We start from the raw sequence: 18,124 nt of genomic DNA, 5'->3' as shown, positions 1-18,124 counted from the left end.
TGCCGCATTACCCTGCACTCATCCGATGATCGATCACTAGGAGCCGCGATGCGTGTCGCCCTGTTCCTGACCTGTATCAACGACACGCTCTATCCGGACACCGGGCGCGCCGTGGTGAAACTGCTGACCAGGCTGGGCGTCGACGTCGACTTCCCGATGGCGCAGACCTGTTGCGGGCAGGCGCACTACAACACCGGCTACCGGCATGAGGCCGAGCCCCTGGCCCGCCATTTCTCCGATGTCTTCGGGGAGTACGAGGCGATCGTCACGCCGTCCGGCTCGTGCGGGGCGATGGTGCGGGAGCTGTACCCGCGGATGGGTGAGCGGGCCCGGGCCGAGGGGCGCGGGGACACACTCGCGGCGACGCTGGCGCCGGTGGTGCCGAAGACGTACGAGCTGACGGAGTTCCTGGTGGACGTGCTGGGGGTGACGGACGTCGGGGCCTGGTACCCGCACAAGGTGACCTATCACCCGACCTGTCACGGGCTGCGCGGGCTGGGGCTCGGCGAGCGGCCCCGGCGGCTGCTCCAGGCGGTCGAGGGGCTGGAGTTGGTCGAGTTGCCGGGGGCGGAGGAGTGCTGCGGGTTCGGCGGCACCTTCGCGCTGAAGAACCCCGATGTCTCGGCGGCGATGGGCGCGGACAAGGTGCGCAACGCCGAGTCGACGGGAGCGGAGGTGCTGTGCGCGGCCGACAACTCCTGTCTGATGCACATCGGCGGCACCATGGCCCGGCTCGGCACCGGTATGCGGCCGGTGCACATCGCGGAGATCCTGGCGAGCACGGAGGAGGAGCCGGCCGTATGAGTGGGACGTATCTCGGGATGCCGGCGTTTCCGAAGGCCGCGCACGAGGCCGTGCACGACGCGACGCTGCGCGGCAATCTGCGGCACGCCACGCACACCATCCGCGCCAAGCGGGCCAAGGCCGTCGCCGAGGTGTCGGACTGGGCGGCACTGCGCGAGGCGGGCAAGCGGATCAAGGACCACACGCTGCGTCATCTCGACCGGTATCTCGTGCAGTTGGAGGAGTCGGTGACGGCGGCGGGCGGCACGGTCCACTGGGCCGCGGACGCCGACGAGGCCAACCGGATCGTCGCGGACCTCGTGAAGGCGACCGGAGAGTCGGAGGTCGTCAAGGTCAAGTCGATGGCCACGCAGGAGATCGGGCTGAACGAGGCCCTTGAGGCGGAGGGCATCCGCGCCTACGAGACCGATCTCGCCGAGCTGATCGTGCAGTTGGGCAAGGACCGGCCGTCGCACATCCTGGTCCCGGCGATCCACCGCAACCGGGGCGAGATCCGGGACATCTTCCGCAGCGAGATGGGCGAGTGGGGCCGCCCGGCACCCGAGGGCCTCACGGACACGCCCGCCGAACTCGCCGAGGCCGCCCGCCTGCATCTGCGTGAGAAGTTCCTGCGGGCCAAGGTCGGCATCTCCGGCGCCAACTTCATGGTCGCGGAGACCGGCACCCTGGTCGTCGTGGAGTCCGAGGGCAACGGGCGGATGTGCCTGACCCTGCCCGAGACACTGATCTCGGTCGTCGGCATCGAGAAGATCGTCCCGACCTGGCGAGACCTGGAGGTGTTCCTGCAGACGCTCCCCCGCTCCTCCACCGCCGAGCGCATGAACCCGTACACGTCCATGTGGACCGGCACGACGGACTCCGAGGCGGCGGACGGGCCGCGTACCTTCCATCTGGTCCTGCTCGACAACGGCCGTACCGACACGCTCGCCGACGAGGTCGGCCGCCAGGCCCTGCGCTGCATCCGCTGTTCGGCCTGTCTCAACGTGTGCCCGGTGTACGAGCGGGCCGGCGGGCACGCGTACGGCTCGGTCTACCCGGGCCCGATCGGCGCCATCCTCAGTCCTCAACTGAGGGGCGTGACAAGCGAGATCGACGCCTCACTGCCGTACGCCTCGTCGTTGTGCGGTGCCTGCTACGACGTGTGCCCGGTCGCGATCGACATTCCCGAGGTGCTGGTGCATCTGCGGGAGCGGGTCGTGGAGGGCGGCGAGGTGACGGCGAACGGCAACAAGGTGGTGCTCAAGCCGGCGAAGGGACATGCCGCCGAGCGGGCCGCGATGCGGGCGGCGCGCTGGACGTTCGCCCGTCCCGGCGCCCTGCGGGCCGGGCAGCGGCTCGCCTCGCGCACCCGTCGGCTGCATCCGCGGTCGCTGCCGGGTCCGGGTAAGGCGTGGAGCGGCAGCCGGGATCTGCCGGCGGTGCCCGCCGAGCCGTTCCGGGACTGGTGGCAGCGGACGCAGGGCGGGAACGACGGCAAGGGGGCCGCCAAGTGAGCAGCAGGGAACGGATCCTGGGCCGGGTGCGGCGGGCGCTGGCCGACGTACCGGACGGAGCGCATGACGACACGCCGTACGACCAGGCGGTTCCGCGTGACTACCTGCGGGAGCACGGGGAGCGGAGTGTCGGGCAGACAGTGGATCTGCTGGCCGAGAACCTCGCGGACTACCGGGCGATCGTGCACCGCTGCCTTGCTGGTGACCTCGCGGCGACGATCGCCGGGATGCTCGCGGCGCGCGGGGCGCGGACGGTGCTCGTGCCACCCGGGCTGGACTCCGGGTGGCTCGCGGCGGCCGACGTGGAGCAGATCGCGGATCGGGCGGAGAGCACCCCGCACGAGCTGGACCGGGTGGACAGCGTGGTCACGGCGTGTGCCGTGGCCGTCGCCGAAACCGGCACCATCGTCCTGGACGGCTCCCCCGACCAGGGCCGCCGCCGCATCACGCTCGTCCCCGACCACCACATCTGTGTCGTACGGGTCCCCGAGCAGGTCGTCTCCTCCGTCCCGCAGGCCCTCGAACGCCTCGACCCGACCCGTCCGTTGACGTGGATCTCCGGTCCGTCGGCGACCAGCGACATCGAGCTGGACCGGGTCGAGGGGGTGCACGGCCCGCGCACCCTTGAGGTGGTGCTGGTCGGGGATCAGGCGAGCTCGGACGTCAACTCGTAGCGGCCGGACGGGAGTCGATAGGAGGCGGTGCCGTCCGCGAAGCCCAGGTACTCGACGCCGTCGACCTGGGAGAGGGGGGTGCGGCCCTCGCGGACGGTGGACGGATCGGTGGTGGGGATGCGCAGGGTCGCGGTGCTGTTCGTGGGGACCGTGGCCCGGTAGGTCAGCTTCCGGTCGTCCTTGTGCCACTCGCTGACGATCTCGCCGTACGGCGAGAGATGCGACCCGGTCACCCGTGTGACCTTGCCGGTCGGGTCGAGGTGGGGCTTGAGGAGGAAGTGCCGGAAACCGGGGTGGGCCGGGTCCTTGGCGATACCGGCCATGCCCTCGTACATCCACTCCATGATCGCGCCGTAGGAGTAGTGGTTGAACGAGTTCATGTCGACCGGACCGAAGCCGTCCTCCTTGGAGTACGAGTTCCAGCGCTCCCAGATGGTCGTGGCACCGTTGCGCACCGAGAACAGCCAGGACGGCATGGCGTCCTGGTGGAGCAGCTTGTACGCCAGGTCGACGCGGCCCTCGTCGGTGAGCACCGGGGCGAGGACGTTCACGCCGAGGAAGCCGACGGAGAGGGTGTTCTCGGCGTACTTGACGCGGGTGCTGTCGGGGTGGGCCTCCTTGTAGGCCTCGTCGTTGCCGATGTTCTCGGCGAGCAGTTCGACGAGGCGGCGGCGCTGGGCCTCGGTGTCGTAGAAGCCGAGCTTGAGGACCCAGAGCAGGGCGGTCTGGCTGTTGTCCTCGGGTTTGCCGCCGGTCCACGGCGGTGCCTCGCCCAGGCTGGAGCGGACCGTGACCTCGCCCGTGGCGGGGTCGGTGACGAGGTACTTGGCCACGAAGGCCCGCTTGATGCGGGAGAAGAGCTCGTCGTAGGCACGGGAGTCGGCGTCGCGGCCGGTGGCGCGGGCCATGTCGGCCATCAGGCGGGCGCTGTAGCCGTAGTAGGCGTCGCTGATGAGCTGGGTACTGGTGACCTGGAACGCCAGCCAGTCGCCGAAGATCGCGCCCTGTCCGGCGTAGTTGTCGCCGGTGCGCTGCCGGATCCAGTCCAGGTACTTCGTCATCGCCGCCCAGCTGCGGTCGATGACGGTGGTGTCGCCGGACATCTGCCACACCGTCCACGGCACGACGACCCCGCAGTCCGCCCAACCGCTCGCGGGCACCGGCTGGTTGTAGCGGGAGCCGGGTGCGACCCAGGTGAACTGGGCGCCGTCCTGTCCGTAGGTCTTCTGGGAATCGATCAGGACGTCCTCGAAGTGGCTGAGGAAGTTGACGGCGTCGGCGTTGTAGAGGCCGGTGTTGCAGAAGAGCTGGGTGTCACCGGTCCAGCCGAGGCGTTCGTCGCGCTGCGGGCAGTCGGTGGGCACCCAGAGGTAGTTGCCGCGCTGGCCCCAACGGACGTTGCTGATCAGCTGGTTGACGTCGGTGTCGTCGGTGGTGATCGTGCCGGTGTCGAGGAGGGCGGAGCTCGCGACGCGGCCCGTGAACCGGGTGAGGGTGACGGTGTCGGTCGCGGTGACGGAGACGTAGCGGAAGCCGTAGAAGGTCAGCGAGTCCTCGTGGGTCTCGCCGTCGGGGTCGCCCTTGAGGAAGTAGGTGCTGGTGGCCTTGGCGGCGCGCAGGTTGGCCCGGTAGACCGAGCCGACGGGGCCGTCGGCGCCCGCGCTGTCGTCGTTGAGTATCTCGCCGGGCCGGAAGGTGACTTGGGCGCCCGTCGGGCCGCGCAGGGTGTAGCGGGGCACGCCGACCATGTTCTGGCCGAGGTCGATCACGGCGGTGTCGCCGGGGCGCAGTGTCACGGACGCGGTGGCCGCGGCCGCGGGGTCGGTGACCGTGCGGGCGGGGTCGACGACGATACGGCCCTTGCCGTTGGGGCTGCCGTCCTGCCCGGACACGCCGGTGCAGACGGTGATGGAGTGCGGCTTGCGGTCCCGGTCCGGCACCAGGCGGGCGCTCTCGCCGGGGTAGGCGACCAGCCGCGCGTCGGGGAACCTGCTGGTGAAGTCGTGCTGCTCGGTGCCCGCCCAGGCAGAGGTGTCGAAGCCGTTCGCCGTCCAGCCCGGGAGTTCCTGCCGGGCGTCGTAGGTCTGGCCGTCGTAGATGTCGTCGGCGCGGTGGGGGCCGGTGTCGGTGGCCTTCCAGTCGTCGCCGGGGGCGGTGACGATCGTCTGCTCGGATCCGTCGGCGTAGCGGATGAGGAGTTTGGCCTTGAGGGCGAGGCGGTTGCCGGTGGCCGAGTAGTACGTGCTGTTCTCGGAGACACGGCTGTTGTACCAGCCGTTTCCGAGTACGGCGGCGAGGGTGACGTGGCCTTGGTGCTCCCCCGCGACCAGGTCGGTGACGTCGTAGGTGAAGTAGTTGACGGTGCTGTCGTAGTTGGTCCAGCCCGGGGCCAGCAGTTCGTGGGTGGTGCCCGCGCCCTGCGGTACGGCGACGCGGTGGCCGTTGACGTGGGCCTCGTACACGCCGAGGGCGGTGATGTAGAGCCGGGCGGTGCGTATACGACTGCCTGTCAGCGCGGCTTGTCTGCGCAGCAGCGGGGCGCCGGGGGTGTTGGGTTTCTTGCCGGCCATGGTGATCCACCGAGCGTCGTCCCAGCCGGCGGTGCCGTCGGTGCCGAGGAGGCCGGTCTCGAAGTGGGCGGTCGGGGCGGCGGGGGTGGGGCGGCCGGTCTCGTCCCAGGCCGTGACCGTCCAGTGGTAGCGGGTGGAGGGGTGCAGGGCGGGGCCGTCGTAGGGCACGGCGACCGAGTCCGGTGAGGTGACCCGGCCGCTGTTCCAGACGTCGGCACGGGTGGGGGTGAGGCGGTCGGGGCGGGTGGCCACCAGGATCCGGTACGCCGACTGGCGGCGGCCGCGCACCGAGGAGCTCAGGCGCCAGCCGAACCTCGGGTGGGCGGCGTCCACGCCGAGGGGGTTGGTCCTGTGCTCGACCGTCAGGCCCTCGACCGCGGTGCGTGGGGAGGCCGGTGCGGCCGACGCGGGACCGCCTCCCATGATGCCGCCCGCCACGGCCAGGGGTGCGGCGCCGAGTGCCGTGGTGAGCACCGTCCTTCGACGCACCCCGTCGCCCTGTGTGCTGTCGACTCCGTCATTCATGCCGTAGTCCCTTTCGGCTGCTCGGAGTTGGAACGATTCAGCTCGAACGACGGTGAAGCTAGTGGCAGAAGTGAATGGTGTCCATGCCTGGATCAGGACGAATGCGAGGCAAATTTCAACAGAACTCCCCAGCGGTAGAGGCCTGCTGGAGAGCCAGGGAGCTCGGATTGAAACCGTTCAAAAACGGAATCAGGTGTTCTTGCCCGCTCGGCGCGTCGAGTCACGGCTCAGGATGCCGAAGGCCCACCGCTCGTTGAAGCCCGCCACGAAGCCGACGGCACACCAGAAGCCCCAGAACTCGGTGCCCAGGGCGGCCGATCCCGGGCTGCCCGCGGCCGGACAGATCTCGGCGGTGGTGGCGGGTGGTTCGAAGACCGGCATGACGCCGCCGCTGAGCAGGAAGTAGACGGCAAGGGCGAGGATCCAGCCGACGAAGACCCGGTACACGCCCTCGTGGCGCATGGTGCGGGCCATCTGGCCGGGGACGACCAGGCCCTCGCGGCCGTCCGTCTTGCGCCGCGCCAGCTGGTCGGCGCTGCCCCGCAGCCGTACCAGCACGCTCAGCACGGCCCCGAACGCGCCGACGCCGCCGCACACGAACGCGCCCAGCAGACTCCAGCGGTTGGTGCAGTTCAGCGTCACGCCCAGAGCGCCGAGCAGTCCGACGCCCCAGAGCACCGGCACGGCGAGCAGTGCGAGGCTCGCGGCCGAGCCGACGGCGAGTCCGACGTTGAGGCCCCGGCTGACGGCGGTCGCGCCGTCCTGGGCGAGCCGGCCCTTCAAGTCGGCGATCTCCTCGTCGAGATACAGGGTCAGGTGGTCGCTCGGCTTGGCGTCGGCGAGCCGTGGATCGCTCAGCGCGTTGCCGAGCACCCGCACCGCCGCGACCCGCCCCGAGACCCGTGTCCTGTGTTCGAAGGCGCGCTGCGAGGCACTGTAGAGGAGCTGCAGTTGCACCTGCTGCTCGGGATACAGATCGCAGAACTGTACGTAGGCGCCGTCGAACCCGTCCGGCACGACCTCCATCAGTCCCTCGGGCCACAACTCGGTGTCCGCCCCTTGGACCGACTCACGTAATCCCCGCCACCAAGGGTGGCGCTGTCCCCCGTTGTCCGTCATGAGAAATCTGTACCGGCATCGACCCCACGGCCGGAAGCCTCCCACGGCACCAGACGGCACCAGTCCGGTCACCGACGTCACGGAGCCATGACCTCCGCCTCGACGCGAGCGCCGCGTCAGCGGGTCCTCCCCCCGTCGGGGGTGTCGCTGAGTACACCCGGCAAGACGGGTTCTGCGCCCAATGTGGTCGACTCGCCCGCTCCGTAGCTTCTTCGGCAGGGCACAGGGAGTGCCGGACGGAGAGTGATGACGATGTTCCGGGCAGGCGCACGAGGTACGCACGACAAGGGACCCGCCGCCGAGGCGCTACGGCTGGTCAAGGTCACCAAGACCTACGGTGCGCACGACAGTGCCGTGACCGCTCTGGACGGGGTCACCCTCGGGCTGGGGCGGGGCACCTTCACGGCGGTGATGGGGCCGTCGGGTTCCGGCAAGAGCACACTGCTGCACTGCGCGGCCGGGCTCGACCGGCCCGACAGCGGAATCGTGCGTGTGGACGGCACCGAGCTGACCGGGGGCGGCGAGGCCGAGCTGACGAAGTTCCGGCGGGGCCGGATCGGGTTCGTGTTCCAGCAGTACAACCTGCTGGAGACGCTGACCGTCGCGCAGAACACGGTGCTGCCGCTCAAGCTCGCCGGGCAGCGAGTCGACCGGCGGCGGGCCCGGGAGGTCCTGACCTCCGTCGGCCTCGGCGACCGGCTCGGGCACCGCCCCGACCAGCTGTCCGGCGGCCAGCGGCAGCGCGTCGCGATCGCCCGTGCCCTGGTGACCGAGCCCCGGGTGATCTTCGCGGACGAGCCGACGGGCGCCCTGGACACCCGCAGCGCACGCGATGTGCTGCGACTGCTCCAGCAGGCGGTGCGGGTGCACGGCCGTACCGTCGTGATGGTGACCCACGACCCGGTCGCCGCCTCCTACGCGGACTCGGTGCTGTTCCTGGCCGACGGCCGGCTGGCGGGGCGGATGGACGCGCCGACGCCGGACGCGGTGGCCGAGCGGCTGGCCCACCTCGGCGACGACGTGGCGCTGGGGGTGTGAGCGATGTTCATGCTGGCCATGCGGTCGATCCGGCACCGCCCCGGGCGGTTCCTCGCCACTTTGCTGTCCGCGTTCCTGGGCGCGGCGATCATCATGACGTTCAACTCGATGCACGACACGGCGGCACAGGACCGCGTCGACTCCACCAGCGCGGAGACCCTGTCCACCGCGGCGGGCGTCGTCGGCGGCTACGGCACCCTGCTGGTCTTCTTCGCGGTCGCCTCGACGCTGACGGTCAACGTCCGTCAGCGCACGGCCGAGTTGGAGCTGCTGCGCTGCTCGGGGGCGACTCCGGCGCAGCTCAAGCGGATGGTCGTGGGTGAGGCCGTGGCCGTGGCCCTGGTGGGCGCTGCGCTGGCGATCGGCCCGGCGATGCTGGGCGGCCGGGCCCTGCTGGAGGTGTTCCAGGACAGCGGCCAGGTCGCCGGGTCCGTCGAGCACTCCTTCGGGCCGATCGCGCTCATGACGGGCATCGGCATCACCCTGCTCGCGTCGGCGGGCGCCGCCTTCCTCGCCGTACGGCGTGCCACGCGCGGGCACGAAAAGCGGGGCGGGGCAAGGAAGTTCCTCGCGTATGCCGCGCTGCTCGCCGGTGCGGCGTCGGCGACCTCCACCTTCGCGTTCTCGGCGACGGACGCGGCCCTGATGGCGCCGCCCGCCTATGGGGCGATCCTGCTGTCGGTGGGCTTCGCCCTGATGGCGCCGCGGCTGCTGGAGGGCGTGCTGGACCGGCTGCCGCTGGACGGGGCGAGCGGCTGGCTCGCCGTACGCAATCTGCGGGAGCGGGCCGCTCGGCTGGCCGGGATCCTGATGTCGCTGATCCTGTTCACGGCGGTCGCCACGGCCACGCTCACCATGCAGGCGGTGGAGAGCGACGCGGTCGAGGCCTCGGGTCTGACGAAGTCGATCGACGCGAAGAACCTGGAGACGCTCAACTTCACGGTCGTCGGCATCATCGTGGTCTTCGTCTGCGTGATGCTGGTCAACTCGCTGTACGCGGAGACGAGTTACCGCGGCCGGGAGTTCGGGCAGCAACGGCTCGCGGGCGCGACACCGGGGCAGGTGCTCGGGACGGTCGGTGTCGAGGGGCTGATCCTCACGGTCACGGGCGTCTTCTTCGGCGCGCTGGCCGCGCTCGCGGGGATCATCCCCTTCACCGTGGTCCGCTCCGACGCGGTCCTGCCGGCCGAGGTCTACGGCATCGGCGCTGCGGTCGTCGCGGTCGGGGCGGCGGTGACGCTGGGGACCAGCCTGGTCACGGGGCGGCGGATGCTGCGGACACCGGCGGTCGGGGCGGTCGCGGTGGCATCGTGAAGAGGGCTGCTCGTGCGGGACGGTCGCTTCGGCGGCCGTCCCGTCATTTCATTCCGGCCGCGTCCAGCAGTGTGGTCACCGTCGGCACGGCCAGCCCGCCCAGCGTCTCGACCCGGGCCCCCGCCCGCGCACTGGCTCCGTCGAAGACCAGCATCAACTGGCGGGCGAGCAGCTCCGGATCGCGTGCCCCGCCCTCCTCGGCCTGCGTACGGAAGTAGTCCTTCAGCCGTTCCTTCGCCCCACGGGCGACCACGCTCGCCGGGTGTTCCGGGTCCTTCAGCTCGACCAGTGCGGCGAGGTAGGGGCAGCCCTGGTAGGCGGGTTCGGTGGACACTTCCTCCAGGCGTTCGAAGACACGCAGGATGCCCTCGCGGGGTGTGCCCGCCGGCTGCGACCCGGGCGTCAGCTGCGCCTCGTACGCCGGCAGCCGTCGCTCCAGGCTCGCCGCGAGCACCTCGTCCTTGCTCGTGAAGAGCTGGTACATGGACCGCTTCGAGACCCCGGCCGTCCGGCACAGCGCCTCGACGCCGATGGAGACGCCGTCGCGGTAGAAGAGCTCGGCCGCCGCGTCGAGGAGCCGGTCCCTGGTGGACGCCTTGTCGGTTGTGGCCATACGGGCGAGGTTACCTCGGCGCGGCCCGACAGGAAACCGATCGGTCTACCACCTTCCGGTATCCGGAACCCGCATGACATCATCACTGAACAAGCGCTTAGATATGTTCGCGGGCGGTCCTGATCGCCCCTCACTGTCGCCGCCGACCTGGAGGCCCCGTTGTTCACATCCGTCGACGACGTCTCCGCACGTCTGGCCGAGACCGGCTATCTCGCCTCGCCCGCGGTCGCCACGACCGTCTTCCTCGCCGACCGCCTGGGCAAGCCTCTCCTGGTGGAGGGCCCCGCCGGGGTCGGCAAGACCGAGCTCGCGAAGGCCGTCGCCGAAGTCGCCGGGGCGGGGCTCGTGCGTCTGCAGTGCTACGAGGGGGTCGACGAGTCCCGGGCGCTGTACGAGTGGAACCACGCCAAGCAGCTGCTGCGCATCAGCGCGGGTCGCGACGAGACCTGGGACGAGACCCGCACGGACATCTTCAGCGAGGAGTTCCTGCTCACGCGTCCGCTGCTGACGGCCATCCGGGGCGATGACCCGAAGGTGCTGCTGATCGACGAGACCGACAAGGCGGACGTCGAGGTGGAGGGCCTCCTCCTGGAGGTGCTCAGCGACTTCCAGGTCACGGTCCCCGAGCTGGGCACCATCACCGCGACCCGCCGGCCGTTCGTCGTCCTCACCTCCAACGCGAGCCGGGAGCTGTCCGAGGCGCTGCGCCGCCGCTGCCTGTTCCTCCACATCGGCTTCCCGGACGAGGAGCTGGAGCGTCGGATCGTACGGCTGAAGGTGCCGGGGCTGGACGAGGCGCTGGCCCGTTCGGTCGTGCGGGTCGTGGGCGCGCTGCGGGCGATGGACCTGCGGAAGGTGCCGTCGGTCGCCGAGACCATCGACTGGGCGCGCACCCTGCTCGCGCTCGGCGCCGACACGCTGGACGAGACGGTCGTCCAGGCCACTCTCGGTGTGCTCCTCAAGCATCAGGACGACGTCCTCAAGGCGGGCGCCAAGCTCGATCTGGACGCCCTGTGACCACGCCCGCGGGCGTGGCGGAGCGGCTGACGTCCCTCGTCGGGGCGCTGCGCGCGCACGGCATCCGGATCGGCACGAGCGAGACGGTGGACGCGGCGCGGGCGATCGAGGCACTCGGGCTCACGGACCGGGAGCGGCTGCGCGAGGGACTGGCGGCGACGCTGCTGCACGGCCCCGGCGGGCGGCAGGTGTTCGACCCGGTCTTCGACCTGTACTTTCCGCGGGGTGTCGGCGCGCCGGAGCAGAAGTCCGCGGGTCGGGCCGAGCTGCGCGACCGGCTGGCGGAGGCGTTGACCGCCAACGACCAGGCGCTGATGGGCCGGTTGGCGGTCGAGGCGGTGGACGGTTTCGGCGGCTACGGTTCGCCGGGGTCGGACGGCTGGTCGTCGTACCAGGCGCTCGAACGCCTGCGTCCGCAGACTCTGCTCGCCCGTGTGCGTGACAACGTCCGGGCGCGGGGCGGGAGTTCGGGGTTCGCCGACCGGCTGCTTGAGGACGAGATCCGGCAGCGCATCGAGGCGTTCCGGGCGCTGGTGGCCGCGGAGGCGCGGCGCCGGGTCGCCGAGCGGCGCGGCCGGGACGAGATCGCCCGCCGGGCGGTGACGCCGACCGCCGACCGGGTCGACTTCCTGTACGCCGGGAAGGCCCAACTGGCGGAGCTGCGCAGGGCGGTTCAGCCACTCGCCCGCAAGCTCGCGACCCGGCTCGCGGCCCGTCGCCGCCGCGCCGCGCGGGGCACGATCGATCTACGGCGGACCCTGCGCGGTTCGCTGTCGACGGGCGGTGTGCCGATGAAGCCGGTGCTGCGCCGGCGGCGTCCCGTCCGTCCCGAACTGGTGCTGCTGTGCGATGTGTCGGGCTCGGTGTCCGGCTTCTCGGACTTCACGATGCTGCTGGTGCAGGCGCTGCACGACCAGTTCAGCAAGGTGCGGGTGTTCGCCTTCGTCAACCGGATCGACGAGGTGACCGGGCTGCTCGAACACGGCACCGCCGACCCGGAGGGCCTCGGCGCCCGCATCGAGGCGGAGGCCAGGCTGACCGGCTACCACGGCAGCAGCGACTACGGCATGGCGCTGGGCGAGTTCGCGGAGCGGTACGGCGACGCGGTCGGCCCGCGCACCACCGTGTTCGTCCTCGGGGACGCCCGCACCAACATGAGCGACCCGAACCTGCCGGCGGTCCGACAGATCGCCGAACAGGCCCGCCGGGTCTACTGGTTGAACCCCGAGCAACACTCCCTCTGGGGCACCGGCGACTCCGTCGCGCCCGCCTACGCCGAGCTGGTCGAGATGCACGAGTGCCGCACCGCCCGGCAGCTCGGCGCGCTGGTGACGCGACTGCTGCCGGTGTGATCGGGCGGCGGTCCGCGGACCCCGGGGGCGATCAGGCGGTGCCGAGCCAGGAGGCGGCGGCGAGCTAGGCGGCGGCGAGCTGCGGGTAGAGGGCGGCCGGATCTGCCGCCAGGCCCGCCTTGACCTGCCGTGACAGATCGTCGGCCAGGACCTCGTAGGCGCCCGACGCGATCCCGTCGAGGGCCTGGGCGGCGACGCTCTCGGGCGTGGCCTTGGGCGCGTCGACGGCGGCGGCCAGGTCGGTGTCGACGTAGCCGACGTGCAGGCCGGTGACGTCGATGCCGCGCGGCTTCAGGTCGAGGCGCAGTGAGTTGGTCTGCGACCAGAGGGCGGCCTTGGACGCGCTGTAGGAGCCGGCGAGGCCGATCCATGACAGCACGGAGTGGACGTTGAGGACGTGGCCGCCGCCGTTGCGCTCGATGACGGGGACGAAGGCCCGGGTGACCAGGAGCGGTCCGTAGAAGTTGGTCTCGAATTCGCGGCGGACGTCCTCGACGGGCGAGTCCAGGAAGTTCGCGTTCACCGCGGCGCCCGCGTTGTTGATCAGCAGGGTGACGTCCTGCGCCCGCTCGGCGGCGGCCGCGACGGAGGCGGGGTCGGTCACCTCCAGGGCGAGCGGCACGGCGTCCGGGTGCGTCACCGTGCGCGGGTCGCGGGCGGTGGCGTACACCTTCCGCGCGCCCCGCTCGTAGAGGGCGGCGACCAGGGCGCGGCCGATGCCGCGGCTGCCGCCGGTGACCAGGGCGACGGAGCCTTCGATGGCGGTCATGGGGTTCTCCTGACTGGGTGACGGGCCTGAGGAAAGGCCCGAGGGAAAGCACGCCGCTCGCGGCGAGCATCAGAAAACCGATCGGTTTCCATCCGTGAGAAAGAGTAAACCGATCGGTTTCCTCAGGGCAACCCCGGCATCGCCCCCGGAGAAGTTCAGGGTTCGTCCCCGATGTCCGCGGTGCGAGAACGGCCGTACTGTCCTCGGTAGCGGAGGGGGGACTCATGAAGGCAGTGGTTCAGGACCGGTACGGCTCTGCGGACACGCTGGAGTTCACGGACATCGACCGACCGGTACCGGCCGCCGGCGAGGTGCTGGTGCGGGTGCTCGCGGCGTCGGTCAACGCCTACGACTGGCATTTCATGCGCGGTGACCCGCTGTTGGGCCGCGGCATGATGGGCCTGCGCAGGCCCAGGACGCGAGTGCGGGGCCGGGACTTCGCCGGGCAGGTGGAGGCGGTGGGCGCCGGGGTCACGGGAATCGAGCCGGGCGACGAGGTGTTCGGGGAGGCCGACGGCGCGTTCGCGGAGTACGTATGCGCGCGGGACGGCGAGGTGGGTCCGAAGCCGGCCAACCTCACCTTCGAGCAGGCGGCGGCGATACCCCTGGCGGGGAACACCGCCCTCATCGGCCTGCGGGACGTCGCACGGGTACAGCCGGGGCAGACGGTCCTGGTGAACGGCGCGTCGGGCGGCGTGGGCACCTTCGCCGTGCAGCTCGCCAAGGCGTACGGCGCCGAGGTGACGGCCGTGTGCAGCACGAGGAACGTGGACCTGGTCCGGTCACTCGGGGCGGACCGGGTCATCGACTACGAACGGGAGGACTTCGCCCGGGGCGAGCGCCGCTACGACGTGGTGCTGGACCTGGTGGGCAACCACTCTCTCGCGGAGTTCCGGCGCGTACTGAGCCCCACCGGGGTGCTCGTCCTGTCGGGCGGAGGGGTGTACGAGGGCGGCAGCTTCGTCGGACCGATGGGCCTCTTCCTCAAACGGCGGCTGGTGGCGCCCTTCTCACGCCACCAGCGGCTGCTCGAAATATCGGCCCGGCAGAGCAAGGCGAACCTCGCGGCGCTGCGGGAGCTGGCCGAGTCCGGGAAGATCGCCCCGGTCGTCGAGCGGACGTATCCGCTGAGCGAGGCGGCCGAGGCCATCCGGTACCTGGAGGTGGAGCACGCGCGCGCGAAGATAGTCGTCACCGTGTGACGCGCCGGGCCGGTCCGGTCGGCACTACTTCGGCTTCGCGTACTCCCTCGCCGTCTGCCCCTGGAAGTCGTAGACCACGACCTGCTCGTCGCCCACGACCCAGGCGTCGTGTCCGGGCGAGCACACGAAAACGTCCCCGGGACCGACTTCGGTCTCCCCGCCCTCGTCCATGGTGATGTGCATGCGGCCCTGCACCATGTAGCAGTTGTGGTGCATCTGACAGCTCTCGGTGCCCGCGAGCGGGGCCACGGACTCCGACCAGCGCCAGCCGGGCTCGAAGGTCGCCACGGCGAAGTCGAGATCCGTCATGTGGACCGCTTCGAGGTGCCCACGGGGGAAATCACGCCGCTCGTCCGGCTTTTCGAGGGGCTTCACTTCCAACATGACGTGCTCCCTTCCGGCCGCGGTCGACCGCGGCCGGGGCCGGACTCCCCGGCGGCCCTGGGCACCGCCGCGGGCTGGCCGACCCCCTACCACTCCATGGTCCGCCCGGCCTCCCGGGGCCGCCAATCGGCAGACGCCCGCTCAGCCCTGCTTCCCGCAGAGCTCGGCGAAGCGCGCGGCGTCCACATTGCCGCCGGAGATGATCACGCCGACCCGGCGCGGAAGTGCGCCCACCCGGCCGGTGAGCAGAGCCGCCAGCGGGGTGGCGCCGCTCGGCTCGACGACGATCTTGAGCCGCTCGAAGGCGAACCGCATCGCGTCCCGGATCTCGTCGTCGCCGACCAGCGCGATCTCGTCCACGAGCCGCCGGTTGACGGAGAAGGTGAGCTCGCCGGGCGTGTGCAGGGCCTGGCCGTCGGCGATGGTCCGCGGCACCGGGATGCTGATGCGCCGCCCCGCCTCCAGGGACCGCTTGGTGTCGTCGCCGGCCTCCGGCTCGACGCCGATCACCCGGGCGCCCGGGTGCAGCCCCTTGACGACGGTGGAGCTGCCCGCGATCAGCCCGCCACCGCCGACCGGCGTGATCAGTGCGTCCAACTCCCCCACCTCTTCGAGGAGTTCGAGGGCGGCGGTGCCCTGCCCGGCCATGACGTGCGGATGCTCGTAGGGCGGGATCAGGGCGAGACCGCGCTCGGCCGCCAGGGCCTCCCCGATGGCGACACGGTCGCCGGTGTAGCGGTCGTAGGTGACGATCTCCGCGCCGTAGCCGAGGGTGGCGTCCCGCTTGGACGGTGGGGCGTCCTCCGGCATGAGGATCACCGCGCCGGTGCCGAGCTCGCGGGCGGCCAGGGCGACGGCCTGGGCGTGGTTGCCGGAGGAGTAGGCGGCGATGCCCCGGGCCAGCTGCTCCGGGCTCAGCCGGGACACCGCGTTGTAGGCGCCGCGGAACTTGAAGGCGCCGACCCGCTGGAAGTTCTCGCACTTGAGGAAGACCTCGGCGCCGACGAGTGCGTCGAGCGTGCGTGAGCGCAGCACCGGGGTGCGGTGCACGACGCCCTTGAGCCGGGCGGCGGCATCGCGGACGTCGTCGAGGGTGATCGGCGGGGTGGTGGTCGTCACGCGTGTCCTCCGGAGGAAGTCGTATCGGTCGTGGCGCCGTCCGCCGCCGTCCCGGCCTCGGCGCGTGCCTGCGACAGATAGCTGTAGGCGGACGCGCGGGAGATGCCGAGCCGCGCCGCGACCTGCTCGATCGCACGCCGCACGGCGAAGACGCCCCGCTCGTCCAGGCCCCGGAACAGCTCCAGCCGCTGGGCGCGGTCGAGGGCGGCCCAGCTGCCGTTCTGCCGGAGCCGGTGGGCGTCGAGGATGGCGTCCACGACGGAGTCGATGTCGTTGCCGAACGTGGTGACCGGCGGTTCGGCCGGGGTGCCGCCGAGGCCGGCGAGGGCGCCGAGCAGGGCGTGGGCGTCGCCGACGGCGGTGACGTCCAGGTTGACGCAGAGGGCTCCGAACACGGTGCCGGTGGAGTCCCGCAGCACCATCGTGGACGCTTTCACCAGCTTGCCGCCGCGGGTCCGGGTGACGTAGTTCAGCTCGTCGCCCGCGTCGTCGCCGCGCGCCACGATCCGCATGCCGATCTCGCTCATCGCCCCGCCCACGGCCCGCCCGGTCACCGAACCGGCCACGGCGACCACCGACTTCTCCAGCCGCCGGTAGTCGTGCAGGACCACCTCGCACATCGGCCCGAACGTCGCCACGAGCCCGTCCACGACCGGCCGCAGCGCGGCAACGATCGCGTCCCGCTCGGATTCCAGGGCCTGCTCGGCCGCCATCGCCCACTCCTCGCTCCGCCCGGGCCCGACGGTTGCCCACCGAGCCACCTCTAGACTACACGTCCAATCCTTGTACTGACAGTCCAACCCCCTCCCGGCCTGACAGGGCCGGGCCGTCGCACCCCCGCCCCCCGGATCCCACCATCGATCAGCCCGCCGTAAATCTTGACGAGCGCGCGGATGTTACCGGTAACATCACTCTCCATGACGCTGACGTCGGCGCCCCCTCACCTCCGGGTCTTCAGCCCCGCCGCCGTGGTCGCCTCCTGTGTGGGCTTCGTGCTCATGGGTGCCCTCCAGGCCCTGTACGGCCCGGCGATCCCCGCCTTCCGCGAGGAGTTCGGCCTCTCCCCGTCGGCCGCCGGGCTGGGACTGAGCGCACACTTCGTCGGCGGGTTGGCCGGTGTGCTGCTCTTCGACCGGCTGTACGGCCGCATCGGCAACCGGCAGGTGCTCGGTGCCTCGTATCTGCTGATGGCCGTAGGCGCGGCGGGGTTCGCACTGGCCCCCGACTGGCCGACGGCGCTGGCCATGGCGCTGCTCGCCGGGCTCGGCTTCGGCGGGATCGACTACGGGCTCAACCAGCTGTTCGCCGTCGGCTTCGGTCACCGCTCGACGGCCATGCTGAACATCCTCAACGCCCACTTCGGCATCGGCGCGATCCTCGGCCCCGCCCTGATCGGCGCGATCGGTTCGGCGCACTACCCCGCGGTGTTCCTCGGCTTCGCGCTGGCCAACCTGCCGCTGCTGCTGTGCCTGCGCGGCGTGCGCGACCGGGCACCGCAGCCGTCCGGGACGCCCGGCGGGTCGGACGAGGGCGAGGGCGGCGGCCAGAGCAGCGGCCCGGTCCTCGCCCGCAGTCTCGGCTCCGTGCTCGCCGTGTTCGTCGCCCTGTACGTCCTGCACGTCGGGATCGAGGCCGGTGTCGGCGGCTGGGAACCGACCCACTTGGCGACCGTCGGCTACGGCGCCGGATTCGCCGCCACCGCGACCTCCGTGTACTGGCTGATGATGACCGTCGGCCGCTTCCTCGTCGCCCCGATCGCGTTACGTTACTCGGCCCAGACCATCATCACGGTCTCGTGCGCGGGCATGACGGTCTGTCTGCTGCTCGCCGCGGTTCCGGTGCCGGCCCCGTACGCCTACGCCGGTGTCGGCCTGTTCATCGCGCCGATCTTCCCGACCGGCCTGCCGTGGCTCCACCGTGCCGCCCCACGGGCCCGCCGGGCCGGCGCCCTCGTCATCGCCGCCTCCATGGCCGGCGGCGTGGTGGCGGGCCCGGCGCTGGGCAAGGCCATCGAGTGGTCCGGCGTCCGCACAGTCCCGCTCCTCCTGGGCGCCGTCTCGGCCCTGTGCCTCGCGGCGGCCCTGTGGCTGATCCGAAGTACCCGTCCCCGCTGATCCGCAGTGCCCGTCCT

Annotated in this window: 16 protein-coding genes; 9 read left to right on the top strand and 7 right to left on the bottom strand. The window is 71.4% G+C overall.

Going from position 1 to position 18,124, the window contains the following annotated elements:
* Positions 1–48 precede the first annotated feature (48 nt).
* From POF73_RS00525 to POF73_RS00515, 3 genes are read left to right on the top strand one after another with little or no spacing between them, the layout of a single operon-like run.
* On the top strand, positions 49–804 hold the full coding sequence (locus POF73_RS00525; RefSeq protein WP_272112328.1) for a (Fe-S)-binding protein: 756 nt from the start codon (positions 49–51) through the stop codon (positions 802–804).
* A complete protein-coding gene (locus tag POF73_RS00520; RefSeq protein ID WP_272112327.1) occupies positions 801–2,297 on the top strand; it encodes a LutB/LldF family L-lactate oxidation iron-sulfur protein in 1,497 nt (498 codons plus the stop codon). The genes POF73_RS00525 and POF73_RS00520 overlap by 4 nt, the downstream gene beginning before the upstream one ends.
* Complete coding sequence (locus POF73_RS00515) at positions 2,294–2,971, top strand: LutC/YkgG family protein (protein ID WP_272112326.1); 678 nt, start codon at positions 2,294–2,296, stop codon at positions 2,969–2,971. The genes POF73_RS00520 and POF73_RS00515 overlap by 4 nt, the downstream gene beginning before the upstream one ends.
* On the opposite strand, the gene POF73_RS00510 is transcribed toward POF73_RS00515, so the two are convergent.
* Both POF73_RS00510 and POF73_RS00505 read right to left on the bottom strand, forming a co-directional pair.
* Positions 2,944–6,066, bottom strand: coding sequence for an alpha-L-rhamnosidase (locus POF73_RS00510; RefSeq protein ID WP_272112325.1), 3,123 nt, complete (start codon positions 6,064–6,066; stop codon positions 2,944–2,946). The two genes, POF73_RS00515 and POF73_RS00510, sit on opposite strands and share 28 nt — an antisense overlap.
* A gap of 189 nt (positions 6,067–6,255) precedes the next feature.
* Positions 6,256–7,185 carry a hypothetical protein gene (locus tag POF73_RS00505; RefSeq protein WP_272112324.1) on the bottom strand — a complete coding sequence of 310 codons (930 nt, stop codon included), beginning with the start codon at positions 7,183–7,185 and terminating at the stop codon, positions 6,256–6,258.
* A 246-nt stretch (positions 7,186–7,431) separates the two neighbouring features.
* Between POF73_RS00505 and POF73_RS00500 the strand changes: the two genes are divergently transcribed.
* Entirely contained in the window at positions 7,432–8,223 is a 792-nt protein-coding gene (locus tag POF73_RS00500; RefSeq protein ID WP_272112323.1) for an ABC transporter ATP-binding protein, read from the top strand.
* A 3-nt stretch (positions 8,224–8,226) separates the two neighbouring features.
* Positions 8,227–9,537: an FtsX-like permease family protein gene (locus tag POF73_RS00495; protein ID WP_272112322.1), complete on the top strand. Its 1,311-nt coding sequence runs from the start codon at positions 8,227–8,229 to the stop codon at positions 9,535–9,537.
* Positions 9,538–9,580: 43 nt separating this feature from the next.
* Here POF73_RS00495 and POF73_RS00490 read toward each other — a convergent pair whose 3' ends face one another.
* Positions 9,581–10,150, bottom strand: coding sequence for a TetR/AcrR family transcriptional regulator (locus POF73_RS00490; RefSeq protein ID WP_272112321.1), 570 nt, complete (start codon positions 10,148–10,150; stop codon positions 9,581–9,583).
* Between the two features lie 159 nt (positions 10,151–10,309).
* Here POF73_RS00490 and POF73_RS00485 point away from each other — a divergent pair, with 159 nt between their 5' ends.
* Both POF73_RS00485 and POF73_RS00480 read left to right on the top strand, forming a co-directional pair.
* A complete protein-coding gene (locus POF73_RS00485; protein ID WP_272112320.1) occupies positions 10,310–11,167 on the top strand; it encodes an AAA family ATPase in 858 nt (285 codons plus the stop codon).
* Positions 11,164–12,519: a vWA domain-containing protein gene (locus tag POF73_RS00480; protein ID WP_272112319.1), complete on the top strand. Its 1,356-nt coding sequence runs from the start codon at positions 11,164–11,166 to the stop codon at positions 12,517–12,519. The genes POF73_RS00485 and POF73_RS00480 overlap by 4 nt, the downstream gene beginning before the upstream one ends.
* A 64-nt stretch (positions 12,520–12,583) precedes the next feature.
* Here the strand turns inward: POF73_RS00480 and POF73_RS00475 are convergent, their stop codons facing one another.
* Positions 12,584–13,288, bottom strand: a complete 705-nt coding sequence (locus POF73_RS00475) for an SDR family oxidoreductase (protein ID WP_272112318.1) — start codon at positions 13,286–13,288, stop codon at positions 12,584–12,586.
* A gap of 224 nt (positions 13,289–13,512) precedes the next feature.
* Here POF73_RS00475 and POF73_RS00470 point away from each other — a divergent pair, with 224 nt between their 5' ends.
* Positions 13,513–14,490: an NAD(P)-dependent alcohol dehydrogenase gene (locus tag POF73_RS00470; protein WP_272112317.1), complete on the top strand. Its 978-nt coding sequence runs from the start codon at positions 13,513–13,515 to the stop codon at positions 14,488–14,490.
* A gap of 24 nt (positions 14,491–14,514) precedes the next feature.
* Here POF73_RS00470 and POF73_RS00465 read toward each other — a convergent pair whose 3' ends face one another.
* The 3 genes from POF73_RS00465 to POF73_RS00455 form a co-directional block, all read right to left on the bottom strand.
* On the bottom strand, positions 14,515–14,874 hold the full coding sequence (locus POF73_RS00465) for a cupin domain-containing protein (protein ID WP_272112316.1): 360 nt from the start codon (positions 14,872–14,874) through the stop codon (positions 14,515–14,517).
* 141 nt (positions 14,875–15,015) lie between these two features.
* Positions 15,016–15,993 carry a threo-3-hydroxy-L-aspartate ammonia-lyase gene (locus POF73_RS00460; RefSeq protein ID WP_272112315.1) on the bottom strand — a complete coding sequence of 326 codons (978 nt, stop codon included), beginning with the start codon at positions 15,991–15,993 and terminating at the stop codon, positions 15,016–15,018.
* Entirely contained in the window at positions 15,990–16,706 is a 717-nt protein-coding gene (locus POF73_RS00455; protein WP_272112314.1) for a helix-turn-helix transcriptional regulator, read from the bottom strand. Before POF73_RS00455 ends, POF73_RS00460 begins: the two co-directional genes overlap by 4 nt.
* 204 nt (positions 16,707–16,910) lie before the next feature.
* On the opposite strand from POF73_RS00455, the gene POF73_RS00450 reads away from it, so the two are divergent.
* Complete coding sequence (locus POF73_RS00450) at positions 16,911–18,107, top strand: MFS transporter (protein WP_272112313.1); 1,197 nt, start codon at positions 16,911–16,913, stop codon at positions 18,105–18,107.
* Positions 18,108–18,124: the final 17 nt, after the last annotated feature.

The sequence above is a fragment of the Streptomyces sp. HD genome (assembly GCF_028369295.1).
In the GTDB taxonomy this organism is placed as follows: Bacteria; Actinomycetota; Actinomycetes; order Streptomycetales; family Streptomycetaceae; genus Streptomyces.
This window is presented reverse-complemented; position numbering and strand designations above follow the sequence as displayed.